Source organism: Rhodoferax sp. TS-BS-61-7, from assembly GCF_002943465.1.
Classification (GTDB): Bacteria; Pseudomonadota; Gammaproteobacteria; order Burkholderiales; family Burkholderiaceae_C; genus Allorhodoferax.
In genome coordinates, this window is record NZ_PTQY01000001.1 from 570,459 (window position 1) to 593,738 (window position 23,280).

Annotated in this window: 26 protein-coding genes; 13 read left to right on the plus strand and 13 right to left on the minus strand. The window is 61.1% G+C overall.

Annotated elements, in window-relative coordinates; translation table 11 throughout:
• Positions 1 to 23: 23 nt before the first annotated feature.
• Both C5F53_RS02725 and C5F53_RS02730 read left to right on the plus strand, forming a co-directional pair.
• Positions 24 to 872, plus strand: coding sequence for a thymidylate synthase (locus C5F53_RS02725; RefSeq protein ID WP_105259777.1), 849 nt, complete (start codon positions 24 to 26; stop codon positions 870 to 872).
• Between the two features lie 2 nt (positions 873 to 874).
• Complete coding sequence (locus C5F53_RS02730) at positions 875 to 1,384, plus strand: dihydrofolate reductase (protein ID WP_105259778.1); 510 nt, start codon at positions 875 to 877, stop codon at positions 1,382 to 1,384.
• Positions 1,385 to 1,397: 13 nt separating this feature from the next.
• Here the strand turns inward: C5F53_RS02730 and C5F53_RS02735 are convergent, their stop codons facing one another.
• On the minus strand, positions 1,398 to 1,613 hold the full coding sequence (locus C5F53_RS02735; protein ID WP_236635184.1) for a glycine zipper 2TM domain-containing protein: 216 nt from the start codon (positions 1,611 to 1,613) through the stop codon (positions 1,398 to 1,400).
• Between the two features lie 188 nt (positions 1,614 to 1,801).
• Between C5F53_RS02735 and C5F53_RS02740 the strand changes: the two genes are divergently transcribed.
• Positions 1,802 to 2,203 (plus strand): response regulator transcription factor, encoded by a 402-nt coding sequence (locus tag C5F53_RS02740; RefSeq protein WP_105259779.1) that lies wholly within the window; start codon positions 1,802 to 1,804, stop codon positions 2,201 to 2,203.
• A gap of 17 nt (positions 2,204 to 2,220) precedes the next feature.
• On the opposite strand, the gene C5F53_RS02745 is transcribed toward C5F53_RS02740, so the two are convergent.
• Positions 2,221 to 2,853, minus strand: coding sequence for a response regulator transcription factor (locus C5F53_RS02745; protein ID WP_105259780.1), 633 nt, complete (start codon positions 2,851 to 2,853; stop codon positions 2,221 to 2,223).
• Positions 2,854 to 2,909: 56 nt separating this feature from the next.
• Between C5F53_RS02745 and C5F53_RS02750 the strand changes: the two genes are divergently transcribed.
• The 6 genes from C5F53_RS02750 (at position 2,910) to C5F53_RS02775 (ending at position 9,600) form a co-directional block, all read left to right on the plus strand.
• Positions 2,910 to 4,265 carry a CHASE3 domain-containing protein gene (locus C5F53_RS02750; RefSeq protein WP_236635185.1) on the plus strand — a complete coding sequence of 452 codons (1,356 nt, stop codon included), beginning with the start codon at positions 2,910 to 2,912 and terminating at the stop codon, positions 4,263 to 4,265.
• Between the two features lie 120 nt (positions 4,266 to 4,385).
• Entirely contained in the window at positions 4,386 to 4,550 is a 165-nt protein-coding gene (locus tag C5F53_RS02755; RefSeq protein ID WP_105259781.1) for a DUF1328 domain-containing protein, read from the plus strand.
• 87 nt (positions 4,551 to 4,637) lie between these two features.
• Complete coding sequence (locus C5F53_RS02760; RefSeq protein WP_105259782.1) at positions 4,638 to 4,952, plus strand: BON domain-containing protein; 315 nt, start codon at positions 4,638 to 4,640, stop codon at positions 4,950 to 4,952.
• Positions 4,953 to 5,011: 59 nt separating this feature from the next.
• Positions 5,012 to 5,236, plus strand: coding sequence for a CsbD family protein (locus tag C5F53_RS02765; RefSeq protein ID WP_105259783.1), 225 nt, complete (start codon positions 5,012 to 5,014; stop codon positions 5,234 to 5,236).
• A gap of 120 nt (positions 5,237 to 5,356) precedes the next feature.
• Complete coding sequence (locus C5F53_RS02770) at positions 5,357 to 8,707, plus strand: EAL domain-containing protein (RefSeq protein WP_236635186.1); 3,351 nt, start codon at positions 5,357 to 5,359, stop codon at positions 8,705 to 8,707.
• A gap of 119 nt (positions 8,708 to 8,826) precedes the next feature.
• Complete coding sequence (locus C5F53_RS02775) at positions 8,827 to 9,600, plus strand: exodeoxyribonuclease III (RefSeq protein ID WP_105259785.1); 774 nt, start codon at positions 8,827 to 8,829, stop codon at positions 9,598 to 9,600.
• Positions 9,601 to 9,693: 93 nt separating this feature from the next.
• Here the strand turns inward: C5F53_RS02775 and ntrC are convergent, their stop codons facing one another.
• From ntrC to C5F53_RS02810, 7 genes are all read right to left on the minus strand, one after another.
• Complete coding sequence (gene ntrC / locus C5F53_RS02780; protein WP_105260378.1) at positions 9,694 to 11,241, minus strand: nitrogen regulation protein NR(I); 1,548 nt, start codon at positions 11,239 to 11,241, stop codon at positions 9,694 to 9,696.
• A gap of 28 nt (positions 11,242 to 11,269) precedes the next feature.
• Complete coding sequence (gene glnL / locus C5F53_RS02785) at positions 11,270 to 12,340, minus strand: nitrogen regulation protein NR(II) (protein ID WP_105259786.1); 1,071 nt, start codon at positions 12,338 to 12,340, stop codon at positions 11,270 to 11,272.
• Between the two features lie 48 nt (positions 12,341 to 12,388).
• Positions 12,389 to 12,901, minus strand: a complete 513-nt coding sequence (locus tag C5F53_RS02790) for a hypothetical protein (RefSeq protein WP_105259787.1) — start codon at positions 12,899 to 12,901, stop codon at positions 12,389 to 12,391.
• A gap of 182 nt (positions 12,902 to 13,083) precedes the next feature.
• Entirely contained in the window at positions 13,084 to 14,499 is a 1,416-nt protein-coding gene (gene glnA / locus C5F53_RS02795; protein ID WP_105259788.1) for a type I glutamate--ammonia ligase, read from the minus strand.
• 222 nt (positions 14,500 to 14,721) lie between these two features.
• Positions 14,722 to 15,531, minus strand: coding sequence for a molybdopterin-binding protein (locus C5F53_RS02800; RefSeq protein ID WP_105259789.1), 810 nt, complete (start codon positions 15,529 to 15,531; stop codon positions 14,722 to 14,724).
• Entirely contained in the window at positions 15,528 to 16,379 is an 852-nt protein-coding gene (locus C5F53_RS02805) for an EI24 domain-containing protein (protein WP_105259790.1), read from the minus strand. Before C5F53_RS02805 ends, C5F53_RS02800 begins: the two co-directional genes overlap by 4 nt.
• A 3-nt stretch (positions 16,380 to 16,382) precedes the next feature.
• Positions 16,383 to 17,132, minus strand: coding sequence for a 16S rRNA pseudouridine(516) synthase (locus C5F53_RS02810; RefSeq protein WP_105259791.1), 750 nt, complete (start codon positions 17,130 to 17,132; stop codon positions 16,383 to 16,385).
• A gap of 67 nt (positions 17,133 to 17,199) precedes the next feature.
• On the opposite strand from C5F53_RS02810, the gene C5F53_RS02815 reads away from it, so the two are divergent.
• Entirely contained in the window at positions 17,200 to 18,732 is a 1,533-nt protein-coding gene (locus C5F53_RS02815) for a DUF3369 domain-containing protein (RefSeq protein WP_105259792.1), read from the plus strand.
• A 70-nt stretch (positions 18,733 to 18,802) separates the two neighbouring features.
• Entirely contained in the window at positions 18,803 to 19,501 is a 699-nt protein-coding gene (locus tag C5F53_RS02820; RefSeq protein ID WP_105259793.1) for a DUF2726 domain-containing protein, read from the plus strand.
• 36 nt (positions 19,502 to 19,537) lie between these two features.
• Here C5F53_RS02820 and C5F53_RS02825 read toward each other — a convergent pair whose 3' ends face one another.
• Together C5F53_RS02825 and C5F53_RS02830 are read right to left on the minus strand one after the other, a co-directional pair.
• Positions 19,538 to 20,206, minus strand: a complete 669-nt coding sequence (locus C5F53_RS02825; RefSeq protein ID WP_161499876.1) for a transaldolase family protein — start codon at positions 20,204 to 20,206, stop codon at positions 19,538 to 19,540.
• Between the two features lie 11 nt (positions 20,207 to 20,217).
• Entirely contained in the window at positions 20,218 to 20,655 is a 438-nt protein-coding gene (locus tag C5F53_RS02830; protein WP_105259795.1) for an RbsD/FucU family protein, read from the minus strand.
• 334 nt (positions 20,656 to 20,989) lie between these two features.
• Between C5F53_RS02830 and C5F53_RS02835 the strand changes: the two genes are divergently transcribed.
• Entirely contained in the window at positions 20,990 to 21,910 is a 921-nt protein-coding gene (locus tag C5F53_RS02835) for a PfkB family carbohydrate kinase (protein ID WP_105259796.1), read from the plus strand.
• A 2-nt stretch (positions 21,911 to 21,912) separates the two neighbouring features.
• On the opposite strand, the gene C5F53_RS20305 is transcribed toward C5F53_RS02835, so the two are convergent.
• Positions 21,913 to 22,062 carry a hypothetical protein gene (locus C5F53_RS20305; RefSeq protein ID WP_201740776.1) on the minus strand — a complete coding sequence of 50 codons (150 nt, stop codon included), beginning with the start codon at positions 22,060 to 22,062 and terminating at the stop codon, positions 21,913 to 21,915.
• Between the two features lie 60 nt (positions 22,063 to 22,122).
• Between C5F53_RS20305 and arfB the strand changes: the two genes are divergently transcribed.
• Positions 22,123 to 22,527, plus strand: coding sequence for an alternative ribosome rescue aminoacyl-tRNA hydrolase ArfB (arfB, locus tag C5F53_RS02845; protein ID WP_105259798.1), 405 nt, complete (start codon positions 22,123 to 22,125; stop codon positions 22,525 to 22,527).
• A gap of 302 nt (positions 22,528 to 22,829) precedes the next feature.
• On the opposite strand, the gene C5F53_RS02850 is transcribed toward arfB, so the two are convergent.
• On the minus strand, positions 22,830 to 23,084 hold the full coding sequence (locus tag C5F53_RS02850) for a hypothetical protein (RefSeq protein WP_105259799.1): 255 nt from the start codon (positions 23,082 to 23,084) through the stop codon (positions 22,830 to 22,832).
• Positions 23,085 to 23,280: the final 196 nt, after the last annotated feature.

Genomic DNA, 23,280 nt, shown 5'->3' on the forward strand with positions numbered 1-23,280 from the left:
CACCCTGCCTCTAGAATTCCGCCATGACCAGCCCATCCCCCGTGCGCCCGGTGCGCAGCCAATACGAAGACTTCATGCGCCATGTGTACAGCACGGGCGTACACAAGGCCGACCGCACCGGTACCGGCACGAAGAGTGTGTTCGGTTACCAGATGCGTTTTGACCTGAACGAAGGCTTTCCGCTGGTGACCACCAAGAAGGTGCACCTGCGCTCCATCATCCAGGAGCTGCTGTGGTTCCTGACCGGCAGCAGCAACAACAACTGGCTCAAAGAACGCGGCGTGAGCATCTGGGACGAGTGGGCGAATCCCGAAACTGGGGACCTGGGCCCCGTGTACGGCGTGCAATGGCGCAGCTGGCCCACGCCGGATGGCGGCCACATCGACCAGATTGCCGACGTCATCAAGACCCTGAAGAACAACCCCGACAGCCGCCGCATCATCGTCAGCGCCTGGAACGTGGCCGAGCTCAACAAGATGGCGCTGATGCCCTGCCATGCGTTCTTTCAGTTCTACGTAGCACCGGCCGAGACAGAGGGTGGCAAGGGCAAACTCAGCTGCCAGCTGTACCAGCGCAGCGCCGACATCTTTTTGGGCGTGCCCTTCAACATTGCCAGCTACGCGCTGCTCACCCATATGGTGGCGCAGCAGTGTGACCTGGACGTGGGTGACTTCATCTGGACCGGAGGCGACTGCCATATCTACAGCAACCACCACGAGCAGGTGGAGCTGCAACTGAGCCGCGCACCCCTGGCCTACCCCACGCTCAATATCAAGCGCAAACCCGACAGCATCTTCGACTACCAGTTTGAAGATTTTGAGGTGCTGGGCTACGAGAGCCACCCCGCCATCAAGGCGCCCGTGGCGGTCTGAGCATGACGAACGCTGCTGCCTCAAGCCCGCGCCTGCACCTGATTTACGCGCGTGCCGCCAATGGCGTCATTGGCGTGAACGGCACCCTGCCCTGGCATTTGCCCGAAGACCTGGCGCACTTCAAGCGCACCACGCTGGGCTGCCCCGTGATCATGGGGCGCAAGACCTGGGATTCGCTGCCGCCCAAGTTTCGCCCGCTGCCGGGGCGCACCAACATTGTGGTGACGCGCCAGCCAGATTGGAACGAAACAGGGGCTCAGCCCGTGCCAGACCTGCGCAAGGCGCTACAATTTTGTGAGCAATCTACCGATGTGTGGGTGATTGGCGGGGCCCAGCTGTACGCGCTGACCGAGCCGCTGGCCAGCACTGCGGTGGTGACCGAGATCGAGCAAGACTTTGCGGGTGATGCCTTTGCACCCACCTTGGGTGAGGCCTGGAAAGAAACTGCCCGTGAACGCCAGGTGGCGGCCAACGGGTTGGCTTTCAGCTTTGTGACCTACACCCGCAGCTGATACAGGCGGTTGATTACTTTTTGCTGGCCTGGTGGCCAATGACGCCACCGGCTGCCGCGCCAGCCGCGGTGCCCAACACGCCGCCCCCGATGACGTTGCCCGCCACGCCACCAATGACGGCACCGACGGCGGTGTTTTTCTCTCGGTTTGTCATGCCGGCGCAGCCGCTCAAAACCAGCAGGGCCAGCACAACAGCAGTGCTACGCAGGGAAGTGGAAGTGTTTTTCATGGAACGACCTTGGTATAAAACATCAGCAAACTCTGATGGTGGAAGTATCTGTACGCCACCGTGCGGTGGGTAGCAGACAGCGCCGCAAATAGCCGTAGGTCTTGTCCTACACCCAGTCGGGCTGGCGGCCCATGGCCGGCCCCCCAATTTGCAGGCACACTGGGCCACTAGATACCTATCAAGTCGTCATGCCCGCGCTCACCACGTTTCTCGTCGAAGACAGCCCGGTCATTCAGCAGAGCCTGATTGCCACGCTACAAGAACTCACCCCCGTCACCGTGGTGGGTGTGGCGGAGGACGAGCAGGCCGCCCTGCTATGGCTCTCCGAGCCCGCCCACGGAGTGGATCTTGTGATCGTGGACATTTTTCTGCGCAGCGGCTCCGGCTTGGGGGTGTTGCGCGCAGCCCGGCAGCGTTGGCCAGAGCGGGCTCTGGTGGTGCTAAGCAACTACGCCACCAACGACATGCGCGCCGTCTGCCTGGCGCTTGGTGCCCAGCGGGTGTTTGACAAGTCCACCGAGATTGAGGCGCTAATTCTCTACTGCCAGACGCTGGCGAATGACAGTGTGGCCAACGCGCCCACCTTCTGATGCCCCGTCTGATACCCCTACTGGATCAAGCCGTTTTTGAGGCCGTAGTAGGTCAGGTCGCTGTTCGACTCCAGGCGCATTTTTTCCATCACCCGGGTGCGGTAGGTGCTCACCGTTTTCACACTCAGCGACATGCTGGTGGCAATGTGGCCCACCGTCTCGCCCCGGGCCAGGCGCAAGAAAACCTGCAGCTCGCGCTCGGACAGTTGGGTGTGCAGCGGCTTGTCGCCCCCATCTGCCAGGCCGTCGGCCAGCAGCTCCGCCACACCGGGGGTGATGTACTTGCGCCCACGGTGCACGGTGCGGATGGCTTTGACGATGTCCTCGGGGTCGCAGTCCTTGTTGAGGTAACCACTGGCGCCCTGGCGCAGCAGGGTGGTGGCGTAGTGCACCTCGGCAAAACCGCTCAGGATCAACACCGGCAGATCGGGCGCCCGCGCCTTGATGGCCACCAGCGCGTCCACACCGCTGTGGTCGGGCATGGAGATGTCCATCACCATCACATCCACCTCGCCCTGGCGCACGATGTCCAGCGCTTCGCGGCCGTTCACCGCCTCGGCCACCACGGCAAAGTCCGGCTGGTCGGCAAAAAACTGGCGCAGCCCGGCGCGCACCATGGCGTGGTCGTCAACGATGGCAATCCGAATCATGGGCGCGGGAAATTAGTCATGCGGCATGATCCCACAATTCGCCCTGCGCCCGGTCCATGAAAACACTCACCGTCTTTCAACGCAACCCTTGGGTCATGGGACTGGCCTTCGCCGCCGCGGCGGCGACGGTGTTTATCAGTGAGGCCTCGTACTGGCGCTCGGCCGGCACCTTGCAAGAGCTTAGCGCCATGGGCGCGGCGCGCACCCAGATTCAGGTGCTGGAACGCAGCATGCTGGATGCAGAAACCGGCCAGCGCGGCTACCTGCTGACCCACCGCAAGGAGTACCTGGAGCCGTATGCCCAGGCGCTGCTGCGCATTGAAGAGGCCTACCGGGTGCTGGACGCCTACTACGGCAACGACCCCGAATCCCAAGCGCTGTTGCAGCGCCTGCATGACCTGACCGAGACCAAGCTCTCCGAGCTGGCCCTGACCCTGCGGCTCAATGAAGAAGGCCGCGGCAAGGCGGGCCAGGAAATTCTGATGACCGACATCGGGCGCGAGAAGATGGACGCCATCCGCGCCACCAGCGCCGAGCTGCTGGAGTACCAGACCCGCGCCGTGAGTGCGAGCCGTGCCGAGCTGGACGTCACGCTGGCGCTGGGGCGTTTTGGGGTGGCGCTGCTGAGTGCCATCAGCCTGCTGGCGCTGTTTTTCTACCTGCGCCAGTCGCAAGCCCTGAAGCTTCAGCAAATGGAGCTGCAACGCGTGGTGCAGCTGGAGCGTGACCGGCTGGAGGTGGAGGTGACCAACCGCACCGCCGAGCTGATTGAGCTAGCGCAGCACTTGCAAACCGCCCGCGAAGACGAACGCCAGCGCCTGGCGCGCAACCTGCACGACGAGCTGGGGTCGCTGCTGACGTCGGCCAAGCTGGACGCCGCCCGTATCAAGTCGCGCCTGGCCAACACCGCCCCCGAAGCCCTGGAGTTGCTGGCCCACCTGGTGGGCACGCTCAATACCGGCATTGCACTGGGGCGGCGCATCATCGAAGACCTGCGCCCCTCGTCGCTGAGCAACCTGGGTCTGGTGGCCACGCTGGAGATTCTGGCCCGCGAGTACGCGGCCCAATCGGGCGTGGCGGTGCATTGCCAGCTGGAACCTGTGCCCCTGCGCCCATCGGCCGAACTGGTGGTGTACCGGCTGGTGCAAGAGGCCATTACCAACATCACCAAGTACGCCCAGGCGCGCAATGTCTGGATCGAGCTGTGCAGCCGCGCCGGCCAGGTGGAGGTGTCGGTGCGCGACGACGGTCTGGGTTTTGACACCGGCACCAAACCCCAGTCGGCCTACGGCCTGGTGGGCATGCGTTTTCGGGTGGGGGCCGAAGGTGGCAGCCTGCATCTGCAGTCCCGCCCCGGGCAGGGCACGCAGATTCTGGCGCGCCTGCCGCAGCACACACCACCGCCGGCCTGAGCCTGTCGGATTGGTCCTACGCGCACCTGCGCGCTTGGCCCACACGCACACGGCGGGCTGCCTGATCGCCATTCCAGCCCATGGCAAGCACACTGGGGCATCCCTTTTAGGAGCCCCGAAATGCTGCACTACGCCGTTGTCTTTTTTGTCATTGCCCTGATCGCTGCCTTGTTTGGCTTTGGTGGCATCGCCGCCAGCGCGGTCGAGATCGGCAAGATTTTGTTCTTTGTTTTCCTGGTGCTCGCCGTGGTGAGTTACCTGTTCGGGTTCTTCCGAAAAAACTGACCCCTTCCCGTGTGCCCACCGGTAGTGGGGCCCTATCACTACCTTGTCCATCCGGACTTTTATTCACCCATCCATTGGAGATTCACCATGAACTTTCGCACCATCCTCGCGCTGACCTTTGCCGCCCTGCTCACCCTGACCGCCACCGGCTGTGCCGTACAACGCGGGCAGTCCACAGTGGGCGCTTATGTTGATGACACAGCCATCACCACCGCCGTGAAGAGCCGCTTTGTGGAAAACAAAACCGTCGACGCCGCCGCCATCAGCGTCGAGACGCTCAACGGCACCGTGATGCTGTCGGGCTTTGCCAAAAGCGGTGACGAAAAAGCCACTGCAGCCACCCTGGCCTGGGGCGTCAAGGGCGTGAAGGCTGTCAAGAACGAGATCACGGTCCGTCCTTGATCCATGGGGGCCCGTCGGCCCCCGTTTTTCTCTCTTTATCACTTCACCAAGGGAACACCATGAACTGGGATCGCATTGAAGGTAACTGGAAACAACTGACCGGCCGCGCCAAAGAACAATGGGGCAAACTCAGCGATGACGACCTCGACGTCATCGCCGGCCGGCGCGACCAACTCGCAGGCAAGATTCAGGAACGCTACGGCGTCGCCAAAGACGAAGCAGAGCTGCAACTGGCGGCCTGGGAACGCAAGGCGACCGACGCCTGGTTTGTCAAAAAAGACTAAGCCAGCCAGGCCCGCACGCCCTCCATACCGCAAGGCATGGAGGGCGTTTTCCCATGTTGGACCGCCCCGGGCATCTGATGCAGAATGGACGCGTCACACATTGCAGGTTGGGAACATTCTGTGTACTCACGCTCCAGCTTTGAAACCAAGGTGCTCGCCGCATTTGTGGCCGCTGCCTGTGTGGTCTCTGCGCTCATCACAGCCGCCTGGAAACTGGCCCAAGACGCCACCGACGCCGCCAGTTTGGTGGCGCACACCCACCAAGTGCTGGGCAATGTGGCCTACATCCGTGCGGACACCCTCCAGATTGAACTGAGCACGCAGAGCTTTCGGGTCTCTGGTGACCCAGCCCACATCACAGAGCGCGACCTGCGCATTGCGGCCCGCGAGAAGACACTGGCCCAACTGCAACAGCTGACTGTGGACAACCCGCCACAACAGGCGCGCTGGTCCCAGCTGCGGGCCGTGATCGACCAACGCTTGGCCATTTCCAGGCAAGTGGAGATGCTACGCAAAACACAAGGCATGGAGGCCGCCAACGCCTTTGTCGCCAGCGCTCCCCTGCGCGAGACACGTGCGCTGGTCAATCATTTGTTGCAAGCCCTGGAGCAGGAAGAAAACCGCTTGCTGTCGGCGCGTGACAAGGAGCAGTCCGCCACCCGGGCCGTAATGGTTTACATGGGGCTGCTGGTGGCCGGGCTGTTGTTCGCCTTGCTGGCGGCCACCTATGTGCTGATACGGCGCCAGCTGCAAGACACCCGGGCCAGCCAGCGCGCCCTGGCGGACAACGAAAGAAACCTGGCCACCACGCTGAATTCGATTGGCGACGCGGTGCTGGCGACCGATTTGCAAGGCCGTGTCAGGCGCATGAATCCGGTGGCGGAGCAACTGACTGGCTGGGACCTGGAGGCCGCTGTCGGCAAACCCGTGATCGAAGTTTTTCACATCGTCCACGAATACACGCGTGCCCCCGCGCCTGACCCGGTGGCCCAGGTACTGGCGACCAACGAAGTGCAGCAACTGGCCAACCACACGGTCCTGGTGGCGCGCGACGGGCGTGAATGCCCCATTGCCGACAGCGCAGCGCCCATCCGCAACGGCGAAGGCCAAATGACGGGGGTCGTGCTGGTGTTTCGCAATGAAACAGTGGCACGCCGGGCCCAGCGTGCCATTCATGACTACAACACCTTGTTGGAACAGCGGGTGCAGGAGCGAACGCTGCAATTGCATGAGAGTGAAGGCCATTTGCAAAGCGTGATCAGCAATGTGCCCGCCATGATTGCGTATGTGGACGCGCAGCAGCGGTATGTGTATGTCAACCAGCAGTACCGCGAACGGTTTGCCCCGGAGCACGCCGACATCACCGGCTGCAACGTGCGCGAAATTTTGGGGGAAACACGCTACGCGATTGCCGCCCCGCTGATTGCCAAAGTGCTGGCGGGAGAAAACCAGACCTATGACTGGCAGCCCTTTCCCGGTGTGTGGCAGGTCATTCAATACATCGCCAAACGCAATGCCCCGGGCGAGGTGAGCGGCTACTACGTGCTGGGCAATGACATCACCGCACGCAAGCGGGCGGAGGAAGATATTCAGTCGCTCAACACCACGCTGGCACAGCATGTGCGCCAGCTGGAACACGCCACCCGCGCGCTGAAAACCCTGAGTGCAGGCAACCGCGCCATGTTGCGAGCCACCACCGAGCAAGACCTGCTGAACCATATGTGCGAGGCCATCGTGAACGCAGGTGGCTACGGCATGGCCGTTGTCTGGTACCGGCTGGACGATCCCCAGCAGTCGCTGCTGGCCATGGCCGAGAACGGCTACCCCGATGGCATCGCCGCCTTGCGGCAGCTCAAAGCCACCTGGGCAGACAAGCTCCATGGCCAGGGGGTCGTAGGTGCCGCCATACGCAGCGGCCAAACGCAGGTGGTGGCGGATATGGTCACCGATGCCAGCTACGCGCCCTGGCGCGCGCAGGTGCGCGGTGCAGCGTCGGCCCTGGCATGTCCTATTTGGGTAGACGGCATCGTCATCGGCGCCATGGCCATCTACGACGTGGAGGCCGACACCTTTGGTACCGACGAGGTGGCGCTGCTCGGCGAATCTGCCGACGACCTGGCCTTTGGCATTACCACCTTGCGCGCGCGCGCCGAGCAACAGAGAACCCAGGACGCGATGTACCAACTGACACGGTATGACGCGCTGACGGGGCTGCCCAACGAGACCCAATTCACCGAACTGCTGTCCACCACCATCGCGTCCAGCACACGCAGCGGGCAGTCTTTTGCCGTGCTGCAGGCCAATATTGAACGCCTGAGCGAAATCAACGATGCCCTGGGCTTCAGCCATGGGGACCATATGCTGCAGCAGTTTGGGGAGCGCATCAGCGCCGCAGCACCGGCACACGCCAGTGTGGCCCGGCTGCGCGGGGACGAGTTCGCCATCCTGCTGCCCGGCAGCGACACCGCGTCAGCGCTGGCAGTTGTGCAGCGGCTTAACGACTTGCTGGCCCGACCATTCCCGGTGGCAGATATCGCACTGCAGGTGTCCGCCCGCATAGGGGTGAGCCTGTTCCCAGCGCACGGAAACACCCCACACGACTTGTACCGCCACATGGACATTGCGGTGCACCAGGCCAAGAAAACGGGCATGCCCCATGTGGTGTTTGACCCGCACCAAAGCCAGGACCAGACCCAACGCCTGAACCTGGCAGGAGAGCTGCAGCGCGCGATCGCGGCTGGCGATTTGATGCTCTACCTGCAACCCAAAGTCGAGATGCAGACCGGCCGTGTGTGTGGTGCCGAAGCCCTGGTGCGCTGGAAACATGCCGAGCGGGGGATCATTCCCCCAGGTGAATTCATTGGTTTGGCCGAACACACAGGCCTGATTAAGCCGCTCACGGAGTGGGTGATCCAGAGCGGTGTGCGGCTTCTCAAACAGTGGGAAGAGCAGCAAAGCGCCATGCCGATTGCCATGAACCTGTCTGCCCGCAACTTGCGGGACGAGACGCTGCTGGAGCAGATCCGGAACTGGCGTGCCGCTGCGGGGCTGCGCACCGGGCTGCTGGAGCTGGAGATCACCGAGAGCGCAGTGATGGAAGATGCCGAGCTGGCACTGCGGGTGCTGCAGGGCCTGCAGGCCGACGGTATACCGCTCTACATCGACGACTTTGGCACGGGTTATTCGTCCTTGAGCTACCTGCAGAAATTGCCCGTGAGTTACATCAAGATCGACCAGTCTTTCGTTCGGCAGATGCAGACCAACAAGGACTCTGCCCTGATCGTGCGCTCCACCATCGACCTGGTGCACGACCTGGGCCGCCACACCGTCGCCGAGGGCGTGGAGACGCGGGAACAGTGGGACCTGCTGCTCGCCATGGGCTGCGACATCGCGCAGGGCTACTTCATCGCCAGGCCCATGCCGGCGGAAATGTTTCAGGATTGGGTGCGCAGCTACCAAGCGCAACGCTGAGCCAGGCCACCAGGTCCAGGTAGCGGCAAGGGCCAGATGCCTCTGGCATGGTGCGAAAATGCGGTGCTGATACTACATGCGTCGACCTCCACGCCCCTCACCCGATACTGCCAACCACCATGAAACTTGCCACCTGGAACGTGAACTCTTTGGGCGTGCGCCTGCCGCAGGTGCTGGACTGGCTGGCCGCCAACCCTGTCGATGTGCTGGCCCTGCAGGAGCTCAAACTCACCGACGACAAATTCCCCGCCGACGCCTTTACCGCCGCAGGCTACCAGGCCCAGTGGTTTGGCCAGAAGACCTACAACGGCGTGGCCTTGCTCACCCGTACCCCCGCCACCGATGTGCTCAAAAACATCCCCGGCTTTGACGACGACACGGCGCGTGTCATCACCGGCACCGTGGACGGCATGCGCGTGATTGGCGCCTACTTCCCCAACGGGCAGGAGCCCGGCAGCGACAAGTTTGAGTACAAGATGGAATGGCTCACGGCGCTGCGCCGCTGGGTCAAGGACGAGCTGACCCGGCACCCGCAACTGGTGCTGATGGGCGACTACAACATCACCTTTGACGATGACGATGTGTGGGACCCCGAAGCCCTGTTCGAGACCATCCACTGCACTGAAGAAGAACGCTACCATCTGCGCGCCCTCATCGCCCTGGGCCTGCACGACAGCCACCGCCTGTTTGACCATCCGCCCAAAAGCTTTAGCTGGTGGGACTACCGCGACGCGGGCTTTCGACGCAACCGCGGCCTGCGTATCGACCACATTCTGGTGAGCGAGGCCCTGCGCCCCCGCGTGACCGCCTGCACGATTGACAAACAGCCCCGCAAAAACGAACGCCCCAGCGACCACGCGCCGGTGGTGGTGGAGATTGCGCCAACCGCATAAACAAAAAGCCGACACAGGCGTCGGCTTTTTGCTATGGTTTCAGGAGCTGCTTGCGCAGACCCCAAGCGGGCTAGAGCCCTAAATTGCTATTCATTACTCCAACCCCAGCTCCTGGATCTTGCGGGTGATGGTGTTGCGGCCAATGCCCAGTTTGTGCGCCGCCTCGATACGGCGGCCCTTGGTGTTGGCCAGTGCCGCCAGAATCAGGCGCGACTCGAAGCGGCGCGTCAGCGTGTCCCACACCTCGGGCTGGCCGGAGCCCAGCAAGGCCACGGCCTCGGTCTCCAGCTCGGCCTCCCAGCCTTCCAGCGGGCCATGCGCAGCCGCGGCCCGGGCCAGCACATGCGACAGGTCTTCGGACTCGTGTGCAGCGGCAGGCACATGGGTGTGCGGGTCCAGCGGCACGTCCTTGAGCTGGGCTTCGGGCGCGGCGGTGAGCACAGGCTTGGCAACCAGCGGCTCGCCGGACTCCGAACGGCCCAAGCTCACCTCCGGCGGCAAGTCTTTGCGCTCAATCACCTGGGCCGGCGCCATCACGGTGAGCCAGTGACAGATGTTCTCCAGCTGGCGCACATTGCCGGGGAAACCAAAACCTTCCAGCCAGGCCAAGGCCAGGTCAGAAATGCGTTTGGGCTCCACACCCAGTTGTTTGGCGCTTTGTTGCAAGAAGTGGCGCGTCAGCATGGACACGTCTTCCTTGCGCTCGCGCAGCGCGGGCAGGCGCAGGCGGATGACGTTGAGGCGGTGGAACAAATCCTCGCGGAACACGCCATCTTTGACGCGCTGTTCCAGGTCCTGGTGGGTCGCAGCAATCACGCGCACATTCGATTTGACGGCGCTGTGGCCACCCACGCGGTAGAAATGGCCGTCGCTCAAGACGCGCAGCAAACGGGTTTGCAGCTCAAACGGCATGTCGCCAATTTCGTCGAGGAACAGCGTGCCGCCATCGGCCTGCTCGAAACGGCCGCGGCGCATGGTTTGTGCGCCGGTGAAGGCGCCACGCTCATGGCCGAAGAGTTCGCTCTCAAGCAGGTCTTTGGGAATGGCCGCCGTGTTGATGGCCACAAAGGGGCCATCGGCACGTGGTGAATGTTTGTGCAACGCACGCGCCACCAGTTCTTTGCCGGAGCCCGATTCGCCGGTGATCATGACCGTCACATTGCTCTGGCTCAGGCGGCCAATGGCGCGGAACACGTCCTGCATGGCGGGCGCCTGGCCCAGCATCTCGGGCGACTCGGCCATGCGCTCTTCGCTGACCTCTTCCCGCTGGCTTTCTTCCACCGCGCGGCGAATCAACTCCACCGCTTTGGGCAAATCGAAAGGTTTGGGCAGGTACTCAAACGCGCCACCCTGGAAGGCACTCACGGCGCTGTCCAGGTCCGAGAAGGCCGTCATGATGATGACGGGCAAACCGGGGTGTTTGGCTTTGACCTTTTCAAGCAGGTCCAGGCCCGAACCGCCGGGCATGCGGATATCGCTGACCAGGATTTGGGGGCCTTCGTCGTCCGCGGCCGTGGCCAGGGCACTCAGTACATCGCGTGGATTGGAAAAGCTGCGCGTGGGCAAATGCTCGCGCAACAGCGCCTTCTCCAGCACGAAGCGGATGGACTGGTCATCATCTACGATCCAAATCGGCTTCATGTTGTGGCGCACCCTTGTGTTCTTGTGTTTACGGTAACGGAATCAGAATCTTGAAGTCCGTTCGGCCCGGCACGCTATCGACTTCGATCAGGCCGTGGTGTTGCTGAACAAAGGTTTGTGCCAATGTCAGCCCCAGCCCCGAACCACCTTCTCTGCCCGACACGAGCGGGTAAAAAATGCGGTCCCTGATCGAATCTGGCACGCCAGGTCCGTTGTCGATCACATGCAATTCCAATGCCAACCGATAACGCTGTTTACCGAACGTTACTTGCCGGGTCACACGCGTGCGAAACGTGAGGTTGGCATCCCCCGCAGCAATGCGCTCTGCGAGCGCCTGGCAGGCGTTGTGGGCGATGTTGAGCACGGTCTGGATCAGCTGTTCGCGGTCGCCTCGAAACTCGGGAATGGACGTGTCGTAATCGCGCACGACACGCAAGCCGCGCGGGAACTCCGCGAGGATGAGGGAGCGCACACGCTCGCACACTTCATGGATGTTCACGTCGCCCACGAGGTGCGGGCGGCGGTGTGGGGCCAGCAGGCGGTCCACCAGGCTTTGCAGGCGGTCCGCTTCGTGGATGATGACCTGCGTGTACTCGATCAGCTCGGGCGACTCCATCTCCATTTCAAGCAGCTGCGCGGCACCACGGATGCCGCCCAACGGATTCTTGATTTCGTGGGCCAGGTTGCGGATCAGTTCCTTGTTGGTCTGGGCCTGCTCGGCCAGGCGCTCTTCGCGGTCTTGCCGCGCCTGCTGCTCCAGCGGCACCATCTCGATGATGATGTCTTCCGATTGTTCGGTGCGGGTCACGATCACATGCACGGGCATGGGTTCATGCGCAGCACGCTTGAGCCAGGCGTCGTAACGCAGCGCGGCAAAGGCGTTCTCTGAGGCGCCTTCCAAGGCGCTTTGCAAAGACGCGGGCTCGGTAAACAGCTCGGCAAAACTGGAGCCCAGCAGCATGCGGCGGGAGGTACCCAAGGCGTCCTCCAGGGCGGCATTGGAGAACAACACACGGGCATCCACATGGACCACGGCTACCAAAGTGGCGAGCAGGTCAAAAGACGCAAAGTATTCAGAAACGAATTCGGGTCGGTTCACGGCAAGAGACTTGGGAAGGCTGCGCGCCGCAGGCACGCAGCGACAGGCTTATTTGACGGAGGCCAGGGGCGCGTTGGATGCGGGCACACGACCCAGTTCGCGGCGAATGCCGGCAATGTCGCTCTCGTTGCGGGCAATAGCGGCCTTAAGCTCGGCCACCCGGTCCAGGTATTTTTGGTGGTTGCGCGCCTCGGGCCCTAGCTTTTCGGGCTCGCCATTGTTGTATTCCTTGACGAGCTCAATCTGGCGCGCCTCGGCCTTTTTCAGCTCGGCTTCCAGAATCAGGCGGGCATCGGAGTCCTTGGCACGCTGGTCGGACGAATCAATACGTGGCGCCGCAGCTCCGCCACCGCTAGAGGCGACTTTGACTCCAGCGCTGGCCGCTGGCTTGGTGGACTGCACCACGGTCACATTACCCCCGGAGACCAGCTTGCAGTTTTTGGCCTGCGCTTCAGTCACCGTGTTGGTGTACTCGTTACCACACCGGTAAATGCGGTCCTGCGCCAACGCAGAAGTGGCGCACGCCAGAGTCATCCAGGAAATCAAAAAGGTGGTTTTCATGCAGTGTCCGCGCCAACAGGGCCTAAGCGCTAGATTCAGTATGCGCCAAAAAGTGCCCAAAAACAAAAAGTGCCCCAGTATCCATGCGGATTGGACCGGAATCTGTGTCACTTTGTTCGCAAAAAAAAGGACGGCTTGCGCCGTCCTTTTGTCCTGCAGCGCTGCCGTGAAGGCAGCAGGCATTACAGGGAGTAGTACATGTCGTACTCAACAGGGTGCACTGACATGCGGTAACGGGTCACTTCTTGCATCTTCAAGTCGATGTAGGCATCGATCATGGAGTCAGTGAACACGCCACCCTTGGTCAGGAACGCGCGGTCCTTGTCCAAGTGTTCCAGCGCTTGGTCCAGGCTGTGGCACACGGTTGGGACTTTTGCATCTTCCTCGGGAGGCAGATGGTACAAGTCTTTGGTAGCAGCTTCGCCGGGATGGATCTTGTTTTCCACGCCGTCCAGACCCGCCATCAACAGGGCAGCAAAGCCCAGGTAAGGGTTCATCAATGGATCGGGGAAGCGGGCTTCCACGCGACGGCCCTTGGGGTTCGCCACAAACGGAATGCGGATGGAAGCGGAACGGTTCTTGGCGGAGTACGCCAGTTTGACCGGGGCTTCGAAGTGAGGAACCAGACGCTTGTAGCTGTTGGTTCCGGGGTTGGTGATGGCGTTCAGGGCACGTGCGTGCTTGATGATGCCGCCGATGTAGTACAGCGCGAAGTCGGACAGACCTGCGTAGCCGTCGCCGGCGAACAGGTTCTTGCCGTCTTTCCACACGGACTGGTGCACGTGCATGCCGGAACCGTTGTCACCGTGGTAGGGCTTGGGCATGAAGGTGGCGGTTTTGCCGTAGGCATTGGCCACGTTGTGCACCACGTACTTTTGCAGCATGGTCCAGTCAGCGCGTTCCACCAGGGTGGAGAAACGGGTGCCGATTTCGTTTTGGCCAGCGCCCGCCACTTCGTGGTGGAACACTTCAACCGGGATGCCCAGGGATTCGAGGATCAGGGACATCTCGGCGCGCATGTCTTGCGTGCTGTCGACAGGAGGAACAGGGAAGTAACCGCCCTTGGTGGTGGGACGGTGGCCGCGGTTGCCGCCTTCGAGCTTGGTGCCGGTGTTCCAGGGTGCTTCGTACTCGTCCACTTCGTAGAACGTGTGGTTGGGGTCAGTGCTCCAGCGCACGCCGTCGAAGATGAAGAATTCTGGCTCAGGACCGAAGTAGGCTGCATCGCCAATACCGGAGGCCTTCAGGTAGGCTTCAGCGCGCTTGGCAATGGAACGGGGGTCGCGGTCGTAAGACTTGCCGTCCGAAGGCTCAACCACATCACAGTTCATGATGATGGTGGTTTCTTCGAAGAAGGGGTCGATGTTCGCGGTGTTGGGATCGGGCATGAGCAACATGTCCGACGCTTCAATGCCTTTCCAGCCAGCGATGGAAGAACCGTCGAATGCGTGGCCGGAAGTGAACTTGTCTTCATCAAAATGCGAGACGGGCACGGTGGTGTGCTGCTGCTTGCCACGGGTATCGGTGAAACGGAAGTCAACGAATTTGACCTCGTTTTCCTTCACCATCTTCATTACGTCTGCGACGGTCTTGGCCATCAAATACTCCTGTTGCACGGTTGTAAAAAGAATTGCCCTGCCCACAATGCAGCTTTTGTGCCAAAGGCCACGGCCCCGGCAATTAGGCAAACGTCCTTATTTTGCCCTGAGAAAACCCGCATTTTTGATAGTGCACCGTAAAGAAGCGCGCCGGTAACCCCCTGCGATGCCAACGAAGCACCAATTTGGTGCAATCAAAGAATGCACCAAAGACATGCCTGTTTAGTTGCGCACCAATTCGGGGCCCAATGACATACCCATGTTTTGAAGGGCCATACGCAGTGCAGCAAAGGCCGGCTCCACCACTGCAGGTGCGCCCTTGACACCCAACTCGATGTGGCGCCCCCACTCGGGGTGGTCCACACTGGGCAGGCTGAACACCTTGATGGCGTAGTCGCGCTCCAGGGTTTCCATGAGCGGCGTGAGGGCCGACTCCATGGCACCAAAAACAATCACGGAACGCTCCAGATGCGCCTCACGCACAAACAGGTGGGCATAACGCGCATCCAGCACGGAGGCCACCATGGGCCAGGCCATCACCGGAAAACCGGGGACAAAGTGGACATGGCCGCCACCCCGACCCAAGCAACTGAAGCCCGGAATCTTGTTGTAGGGGTTGGGAATGATCTCGGCCCCCTGCGGAAACGTGCCCATGTTGAGCCGGTGCACATTGTCGGCACGGTCGGGTTCGTACGGCAGGCCTTGCTCTTTGGCCACGTCTTGCATACGTTCGCGTATCAGCACCTCCGCCTGCGGATGCAGCACCAGCGGCAGGCCCAGCGCCCGGCCTGCACACTGGCGGGTGTGGTCATCGGGCGTGGCGCCAATGCCGCCAAACGAAAACACCACGTCCCCCGAGGCAAAGGCGCGCTGCAGGGTCTGGGTGATGCGTTCCGGATCGTCACCCACATAGTCGGCATAGGCGACAGACAGGCCTCGCGCCGACAGCAGCTCGATGGCTTTGGCCAGGTGTTTGTCGGCCCGTTTACCCGAGAGGATTTCGTCCCCGATGATGACCAGTCCAAAGTTCATGGTAGCTCCAGCACATCCGCCACCGGCAAAGGCTCCTGGGCCGCGGCGGCGACTTGTTCCAGCCGCAACTGCTGCAGCGCCGCCAGGCAGTAGTGGGTGAACCAGAGCGAGGAGAAGGCGAAGATCAATGTGTACAGCCAAATGGACAGGGGCACCAACACTGGGGCCAGCGCCACCGCCACAAAACCGATCGACCACACCAGGCTGGGCGCCGCCCCCAGGTAACCCGTGAAGATGCCCATGCCCAGCAGCCACCAGCGGTGGCGGCGCATCAGGGTGTGGCGCTCCTCGGTCGTGGCGTGGTCTGCCAATGCGTCAAACGCCAACACGCGGTAAGTGAGCCAGCCCCAAATGAGCGGCGGCAACACCAGCACCAGCGGCGGCACAAACCACAGGGGCATGGACAACAGCAAAAGCACCAGCGCGATGAGGCTGGCGCTCAGACCCCACAACACGCTCACCAGATACGACGCCCCCCCCGTGCGCTCCAGCGCGGGAAAGCGGCGCTGCGTGACCAGCCGCACAATCATGGGCGTCATCAGCGTGGCCACCACCAGCAAGCTGGCCACCACAATCAGCGGGGTGGCCAGGGCAATCACGATCAGCGGCACCAATACCGTCTTGAGTTTGCCCGCACCAATCGATTCGAGCCAGGCCCAGAGCTGGTTCAGCAGATCCGAGGACTCCAGCAAGCTCTGCACAGCAGCCAGCGCCGGGTCCATATAAAAGTAGCCCAGACCAGCGATCAAACCGATCACCAACAGCAGCGGCAACAGGGAAAGTCCGATCACCTTGGGGTGCAGACAGTAGGCAACCGAGCGCCAAAACGCGTCGAGCATGGCATTCATGAATTACTCCTTGGCCTGCACAGCCACCAGCTCTTCGGCACTGAGCCAGCGCCATTGGCCAGGCGCCAGATCGGCAGGCAAGGCCACACCGCCAATACGCGAACGGTGCAAGCCCTCCACCCGGTTGCCGACAGCAGCCAGCATACGCTTGACCTGGTGGTACTTGCCCTCGGTCAGCGTGAGGCGCAGGTGAAACTCGCTCACCGCCTCGCAAGCAGCTGCACGCACCGGTGCCGGGTCGTCGTCCAGCACCACGCCGGCCAGCAGCTTCTGCACCTGGCGCTCGTCCAGCGCGTGCTTGACCGTGACTTCATAGACCTTGGGCACATGGTGTTTGGGTGAACTCATACGATGGATGAATTTGCCATCGTCCGTGAGCAGCAGCATGCCGGTGGTGTCCTGGTCCAACCGACCCACCGCCTGCACACCCTGCACGGCCGCCTTCTGCGGCCGCAGACGCAGGGGGGATGGCAGCAAGGTGTAGATGCTGGGGTAGGTGGAGGGCTTCTGCGAGCACTCGGTACCCGCCGGTTTGTGCAGCACCAGATAGGCCTTCTCAAAGTACTGCCACTCTACACCCTGCACCTTGAAGCGCAGCCCATCCGCTACAAATTCAGTAGCTGCTTGCGCAATAGTGACGGGGGCCAGAGCACTATCTGGCATATAAACCTGAACCAGACCCTGCTGGATCAAACCGGCGCAGACCCGGCGCGTGCCAAAGCCCTGTGAATAGAGAATTTCCTGAAGCTGCATGGTCCCTAGTATCGCAGCCACAATCCGATAAACTGCAAAGCACCACAGTCCAGCGAAAGCCCGCCTCATGTCTGATGATTTGGTGTTTAGTGACGAGCAAGCCGAAACCAGCAGCCGCAAGACCCTGCCGCCCTGGCAGATTCTGGTGGTGGACGACGAGCCTGCCGTGCACGAGGTCACCAAGCTGGTCATGTCGGACTTTGAGATGGATGGGCGTGGCCTGCACTTCACCCACTGCTACAGCGCGGCCGAGGCACGCACCGTACTGGCAGAACGCACCGACATTGCGCTGATCCTGCTCGATGTGGTGATGGAATCGGAACACGCCGGGCTGGAGCTGGCACGCCACATCCGCGAAGATTTGGGCAACCTCAATGTGCGCATCATCCTGCGCACCGGCCAGCCCGGGCAGGCGCCCGAAGAGCAGGTGATCCGCGACTATGACATCAACGACTACAAGGAAAAAACCGACCTCACGCGGCGCAAGCTGATCACGGTGTTTTACGCCGGGCTGCGCGCCTACCGCGACCTGATGCGCATCGAACAAGCCAGTCTGGGGCTGCGCCGCTCCATCGAGGCCATCAGCCAGGTCTGTGATTCGCGCAATCTGCGCAGCTTTGCCTCGGCGGTGCTGGAGCAGGTGAATTACCTGCTGGACCTGCATGGCGAAGGCCTGTGTGCCAGCCGGGTATCGGCCTACACGGCCAACACCACCCAGGGACACCTCAAGGTACTGGCTGCCACCGAGGCCTATTCCCAACTCATGGTGGATGAAGAGGTGCGCAACCTGCCGCAGGGCGTGCAAACGGCCATCACCCGCGCGCTGGTGGAGAAGGTCAGTCACCATGGCGAGCGTTATTACGCGGGGTATTTCAAGACCAAGGCCGGCAGCGAGAGCCTGATCTACATGGAGTTTGCCGAAGCGGTGAGTGAGCAGGCCCGGGAGCTGCTGGAGCTGTTTTCCCGCAACGTGGCCATCACCTACGACGGCCTGCTGCTGCGCGATGACACCGAAACCGCGCAACGCACCACCATCTGTATTCTGGGTGGTGCCATAGAGAAACGCTGCAATGAATCTTCGTCCTTGCACTTGCAGCGCGTGGGGGACATTGCAGCCCTGCTGACCGCGGCCACCGGCGGCACCGAACAAGAGGTGGAGCTGATGCGGGTTGCGGCCACGTTGCACGATGTGGGCAAGGCCTGCATTCCCGACCACATCCTGACCAAACCCGGCCCCCTGAACCCCGAAGAATGGGCCACCATGCAAACCCACGCGCAAGAGGGACATGCACTTTTGTCGCACTCCCGCTCCCGCGTCCACACGCTGGGTGCCCAGGTGGCGCTGGAACACCACGAGCGCTGGGATGGCAGCGGCTACCCGCAGGGTCTGGCTGGCAACGCGATCAGCCTGGCCGGGCGTATTGCGGCGGTGGCCGATGTGCTGGACTCACTGGTTTGCGCCAGTTGTTACAAACCGGCTTGGCCCTTACCCGACGCGCTTAACTACCTGTTGGCGCAATCAGGCACCCACTTCGACCCCCAACTGGTGGCATTGGTACAGGCCCAGCGACAGGCCATTGAGGCTATATACGCGGGCTGAAGCGCCATGTAAACTTTCATCCAAATAACTGAGCCACACAAAGATGGCGTCATTTACAGGGTGGTGTTTGATGTTGCTTTCTTTTGTTTTGGGGGTTTTGGCGGGTGCCGCTCTGCTCTTGTGGCGCAACCGCTACGTGGAGCGACAGCGTCGCCGCATTCCCTCCAGTTGGCCCCTCAAAACCCGCCCTCTCGTCAACACCCAGGAACGCCGTGTCTGGATCTGGCTGACCAAGGTGATGTTCGACCAGCACATCCTCATCAAACTGCCCGTCACCCGCTTCACCGCCCCCGCCAACCAAGCCGAAGCGACCCACTGGTACAAGCTGCTGAACGGCGTGTACTGCACCTTCACCATCTGCAGCCTGGACGGCAAGGTCATCGGCTGTGTGGATGTTCCGGGCCCCAATGGTCTGTCCATGGGCAACCAGACCCTCAAGCACAGCCTGCTGGACCAGTGCAGCATCCGCTATTGGGTGGTAGACCCGAGCAACCTGCCGCACCTGAGCCAAATCCGCGCGGCCTTTTTGGGCGAGCAGGCCGCCCAGACCACGGCAAGCCAGCCACTGGACTCCCGGTTTCAGGATGTGCGCGAGCACTTGCATGCGGTGGTGACACGCCGCCGTCAAAGCAAAGGCAACGACGCCACACCCTCGGGGCTCACGCCTTTGACCATGCCTGAATTCCCGGAGAGCCGCTTGGCCTCCGGCTGGGAGCTCAATTCCTTTGTGAGTCCCTTAGACAGCCGTATTGACGAACTCAAGCACTGAACAAGGCAGGCGGGGCGGCGCCTATTGCCTGCTCGGTCAGGCACTACGTAAGCTGGCCTGTACGTCCCGGTCAAACTGCTGAATGGCGGCCTGGGTCAAGGCATCGGTGCTCCAGGCCAGCAAGCTGGCGGGCGGCAAGGTCACCGCCGCAGCCCCCAATCCCATCAGTTGGGCCAATACGTCGGGAGACTTGATGCTCGCGGCCAGCAACTGTGGACCACTGCCCTGCTGCGTCACACACGCCTGCATCAGCGCCCACACATTGCGCCCATCGTTGACCAGGCGCCCCACATAGGGCGCCACGTAGTCGGCCCCCATGTCACGGGCCCAGAGCAGTTGGACAGGGTTGGACAAACCCGTTAGCAAGACATCTTGTCCCTGTGCCTTGACCCACCGAATACAAGCCTCCCAGTCGGGTGCGCAGGGCAACTTGACTGTCAGCTGCACGGACAAGCGCTGCGACAGCTCCCGCAAAGAACCCAGCCACGATTCCGCCTGTGTGAGGTCGCTGCTGGGGAGCTGCAGCATGAGCTCGGCAAATGCATGGTCCGCCGCCGCCCGCAGCAAATCGAGATAGGCTGGCAGGTTCACGGGCAGCCCAGCCTGGTGCACCAGGCTGGGATTGGTCGTGACACCACGTACAGCCGGGCAGCCCGAAGGCAGCTTCCAACTACCCACATGGGCTGAATCAAGGTAAATCTTCACAGCGCCGTCCTTTAAAGAATCACACCCTTGCAATACATCGCGTTGCCGTAGGCGGTGGCTTCACCACTCTGCACAATCAGGCTGGCACCCTTGATCTTGTCGTAAAACGCAAACCGCTCTACCGGCTCGACTCGCGCGGAAGGCAGACCCTGCGTCTGCAGCAAATGCACGATAGCCTGCTGTGCGTCCGTGCGATGGCTGTCGGGCTGGTGGCACACCCGCATATAGGCAGCCGGGCTGGCCACATCTTCTGCCAGAGGAATGACCGACAACACCGCGCGGCTCACCCGCTCCAGCGAATGGCCCGGCAAACGCACCAGTGGTTTGCCGGCACTCAAAAAATCGGCCGTGAAGTTGGCATCCACCACGGCCACCCACTCCCCGTGCCCCATGGCAGACAAATGCATGAGAAGTTCCGGGGTCAAGAGCGGATCGATACCTTTTAACATGCGATAAGCTCCAAAGAAACCAGATACTGGATATTCAACGTATCAAAAGAGTAAGCGAGACGAATGAGGGTGGGATGCATGAAAAACCTGTGGTGAGATCGTGCCTGAGCATGCCAGACACAGCATTCCAATCATATTAGTAAAACTACTTGATTTATTTATAGGTTTTTTTGGTGTAATACACAACAACCTTTTATAAGGTCGATCAAGTGCACATTTGCGCAAAAGCGTACCAACAATCAAAGCCAGCGGCATAACCAAGTGCCCAGTGCTGGTTTAAGCTGCAGCGCTTGGCCGGACCACCCCACTGAGCAGCAAACAGAACGAGAAACACATGACCGCATCAATTTGGGTATTGGGCGAAGCCCTGATGGACTGCGTAGCGCAAGCAGATGGAACGCTACGCCCTTTTATGGGTGGCAGCCCTTTTAATATGGCACGTGCCGCTGCGCTGCGGGGTGCTTCGGTGGGATATGCCAACCCATTGTCGACAGACCAATTTGGGCAACGCATGCACCAGCAGTTGGTACAAGACGGGGTAACTCCCATGAGCCCTCCCAGCGCCCTGCCCACCTCACTCGCCGTGGTGCAAATCAACAACGGCCAGCCAAGTTACGGCTTTTACCGCGAAGGCATTGCAGACCGGGACTACACGGTCAACGCGGTATTGCAACGCCTGCAAACGCAACCTCGCGGCGTTTTACACACGGGCTCACTGCTCTTGGTACCACCCGAACACCACAAAGTGCTGGAGATACTGCAAGGCGCCAAGTCACTGGGCTGGACCATCAGCGTGGATGTGAATCTGCGCCCCAAGCTGGCAGCCAACCTGGCGGAATACATCGAGGCCGTTCAGGCCATTGCCCAACATGCGGACTGGCTCAAGGCCAGTGATGAAGATCTGGAATTGCTGGGCTTTACCAACCCGACGCGGGCGGACGGCGCCAAAATTTCGGCCCATTTCACCGCACAAGGCACAAGCCGTGTGGCGCTGACCTTTGGTGCACAAGGCGCTTGGTTGGGCGTGGATGGCACGGCTGCGCAAGCGGATGTTCCTGCCACGAAGGTGGTGGACACCGTGGGTGCCGGAGATACCTTCTGGGGGAACTGCCTGGGGGATTGGGTGTTGAACCCGGACGGTGCCAACCAGCGAGTGGCCAACACCTTGCAAGAGGCCATGCGCGCTGCCGCCATCAACTGCGAACGCGCGGGCTGCCAGCCCCCGCGTTATGCAGAAGTACAGACCGCTGGCTAAACCTATTTGTTTTTGAGCTTACCGCGGGGAATCACCGCAGTGGTGACCGTGGTACGCACGGGATCCACAATCCCGCTGGAAGGTTTAGGCGGTGAAGTGTCCTTTTTAGGCTTCTTCGATTCTTTGTTGGATTTTTGCTGACCTTTGGCCATGGTGGCCTCCTTGGTGTTGGTGGTAATGTCAAACCAGTTTAACTGCCCCAACCCCTGCCCATGCCAAAACAGATTCAAATTCAAGAAGCAGAGGTAGAAACTACAGCGATTCGTGCCCAAGGTGCCGGCGGTCAAAACGTCAACAAGGTGTCCAGCGCCATTCACCTGCGCTTTGACATTGGAGCATCGTCACTGCCGGACGATGTCAAAGAGCGACTCTTGGCCTTGCAAGACAGCCGTATCACACGCGAAGGCGTTCTGGTTCTCAAAGCCCAACAATTCCGCACCCAGGAACTCAACCGGCTGGATGCCTTTGAGCGCTTGCACACCCTGGTCAACAGCGTGGCCACGCCCCCCAAGCCCCGCAAGGCAACCCAACCCACTTACGCCTCACGGCAGCGCCGCCTTCAGTCCAAAACCCAGCGCTCGGCGATCAAAGCCCAGCGCGGCAAACCTGTGGAGTAGGCAAGAAAAAAGCCACCAACTATTGCTAGCTGGCGGCTTTGGTCTGGGAGTTGGGCTGGCGTCAATTGAAAGAGGCTTTGAAAGCCTCATGAATACAAGGCTTTCAATGTAGGCGGTTGAAATTGTTCCCCCGTCTGTTCCCCCGCCTTAGCTTCACTAGCGCAACACAGCCTATCTCTGGTCAGCTTGAGTATCTTCAGCAAGATAACCCCCCTGGGTCACCATGCAAACTAGCGATTCATCACCGTTGAATTCACCCGTGGGGAGTTTGAGGCGGGAGTACCTTGAGTACCCCCCCTGCACTAGTTATGAGGAAACATTGGCGGGAGACCGGGAGCTGCGTCTGTTTGCGCGCTGGTGTTGCCCATTGTTTGTGCCGCTTCCAGCAAATCGACGATTCGTTCTTGCGCTTTGACGCTTCTCGCCATGAGTGTGCGTACTTCAGTAAGCATCGCCAGCGATTCGTTGATCTTCCAGTACCAGCAAAGCAGCTCGCGGCCGATCCAAAACAATCCAATGACCACAGCGATTCCGATGACTACCCCGACTACTTCCATTTCATACTCCCTTTATTACTTGTACAGATTAAGTGCGAATCAACTCACACTTAGTATCAATCTAGCACACAGCTTTGGGGTGTCCGCTCTTGTACTGAGGGCAATGTGAGCAGTGTGGGCACCGCATAAACAGGGGCTTCACGTGCCCTCACTCGCTTGCGAGTGTTTCGGCTCATGTGGGCAAATCGTCGGGCGT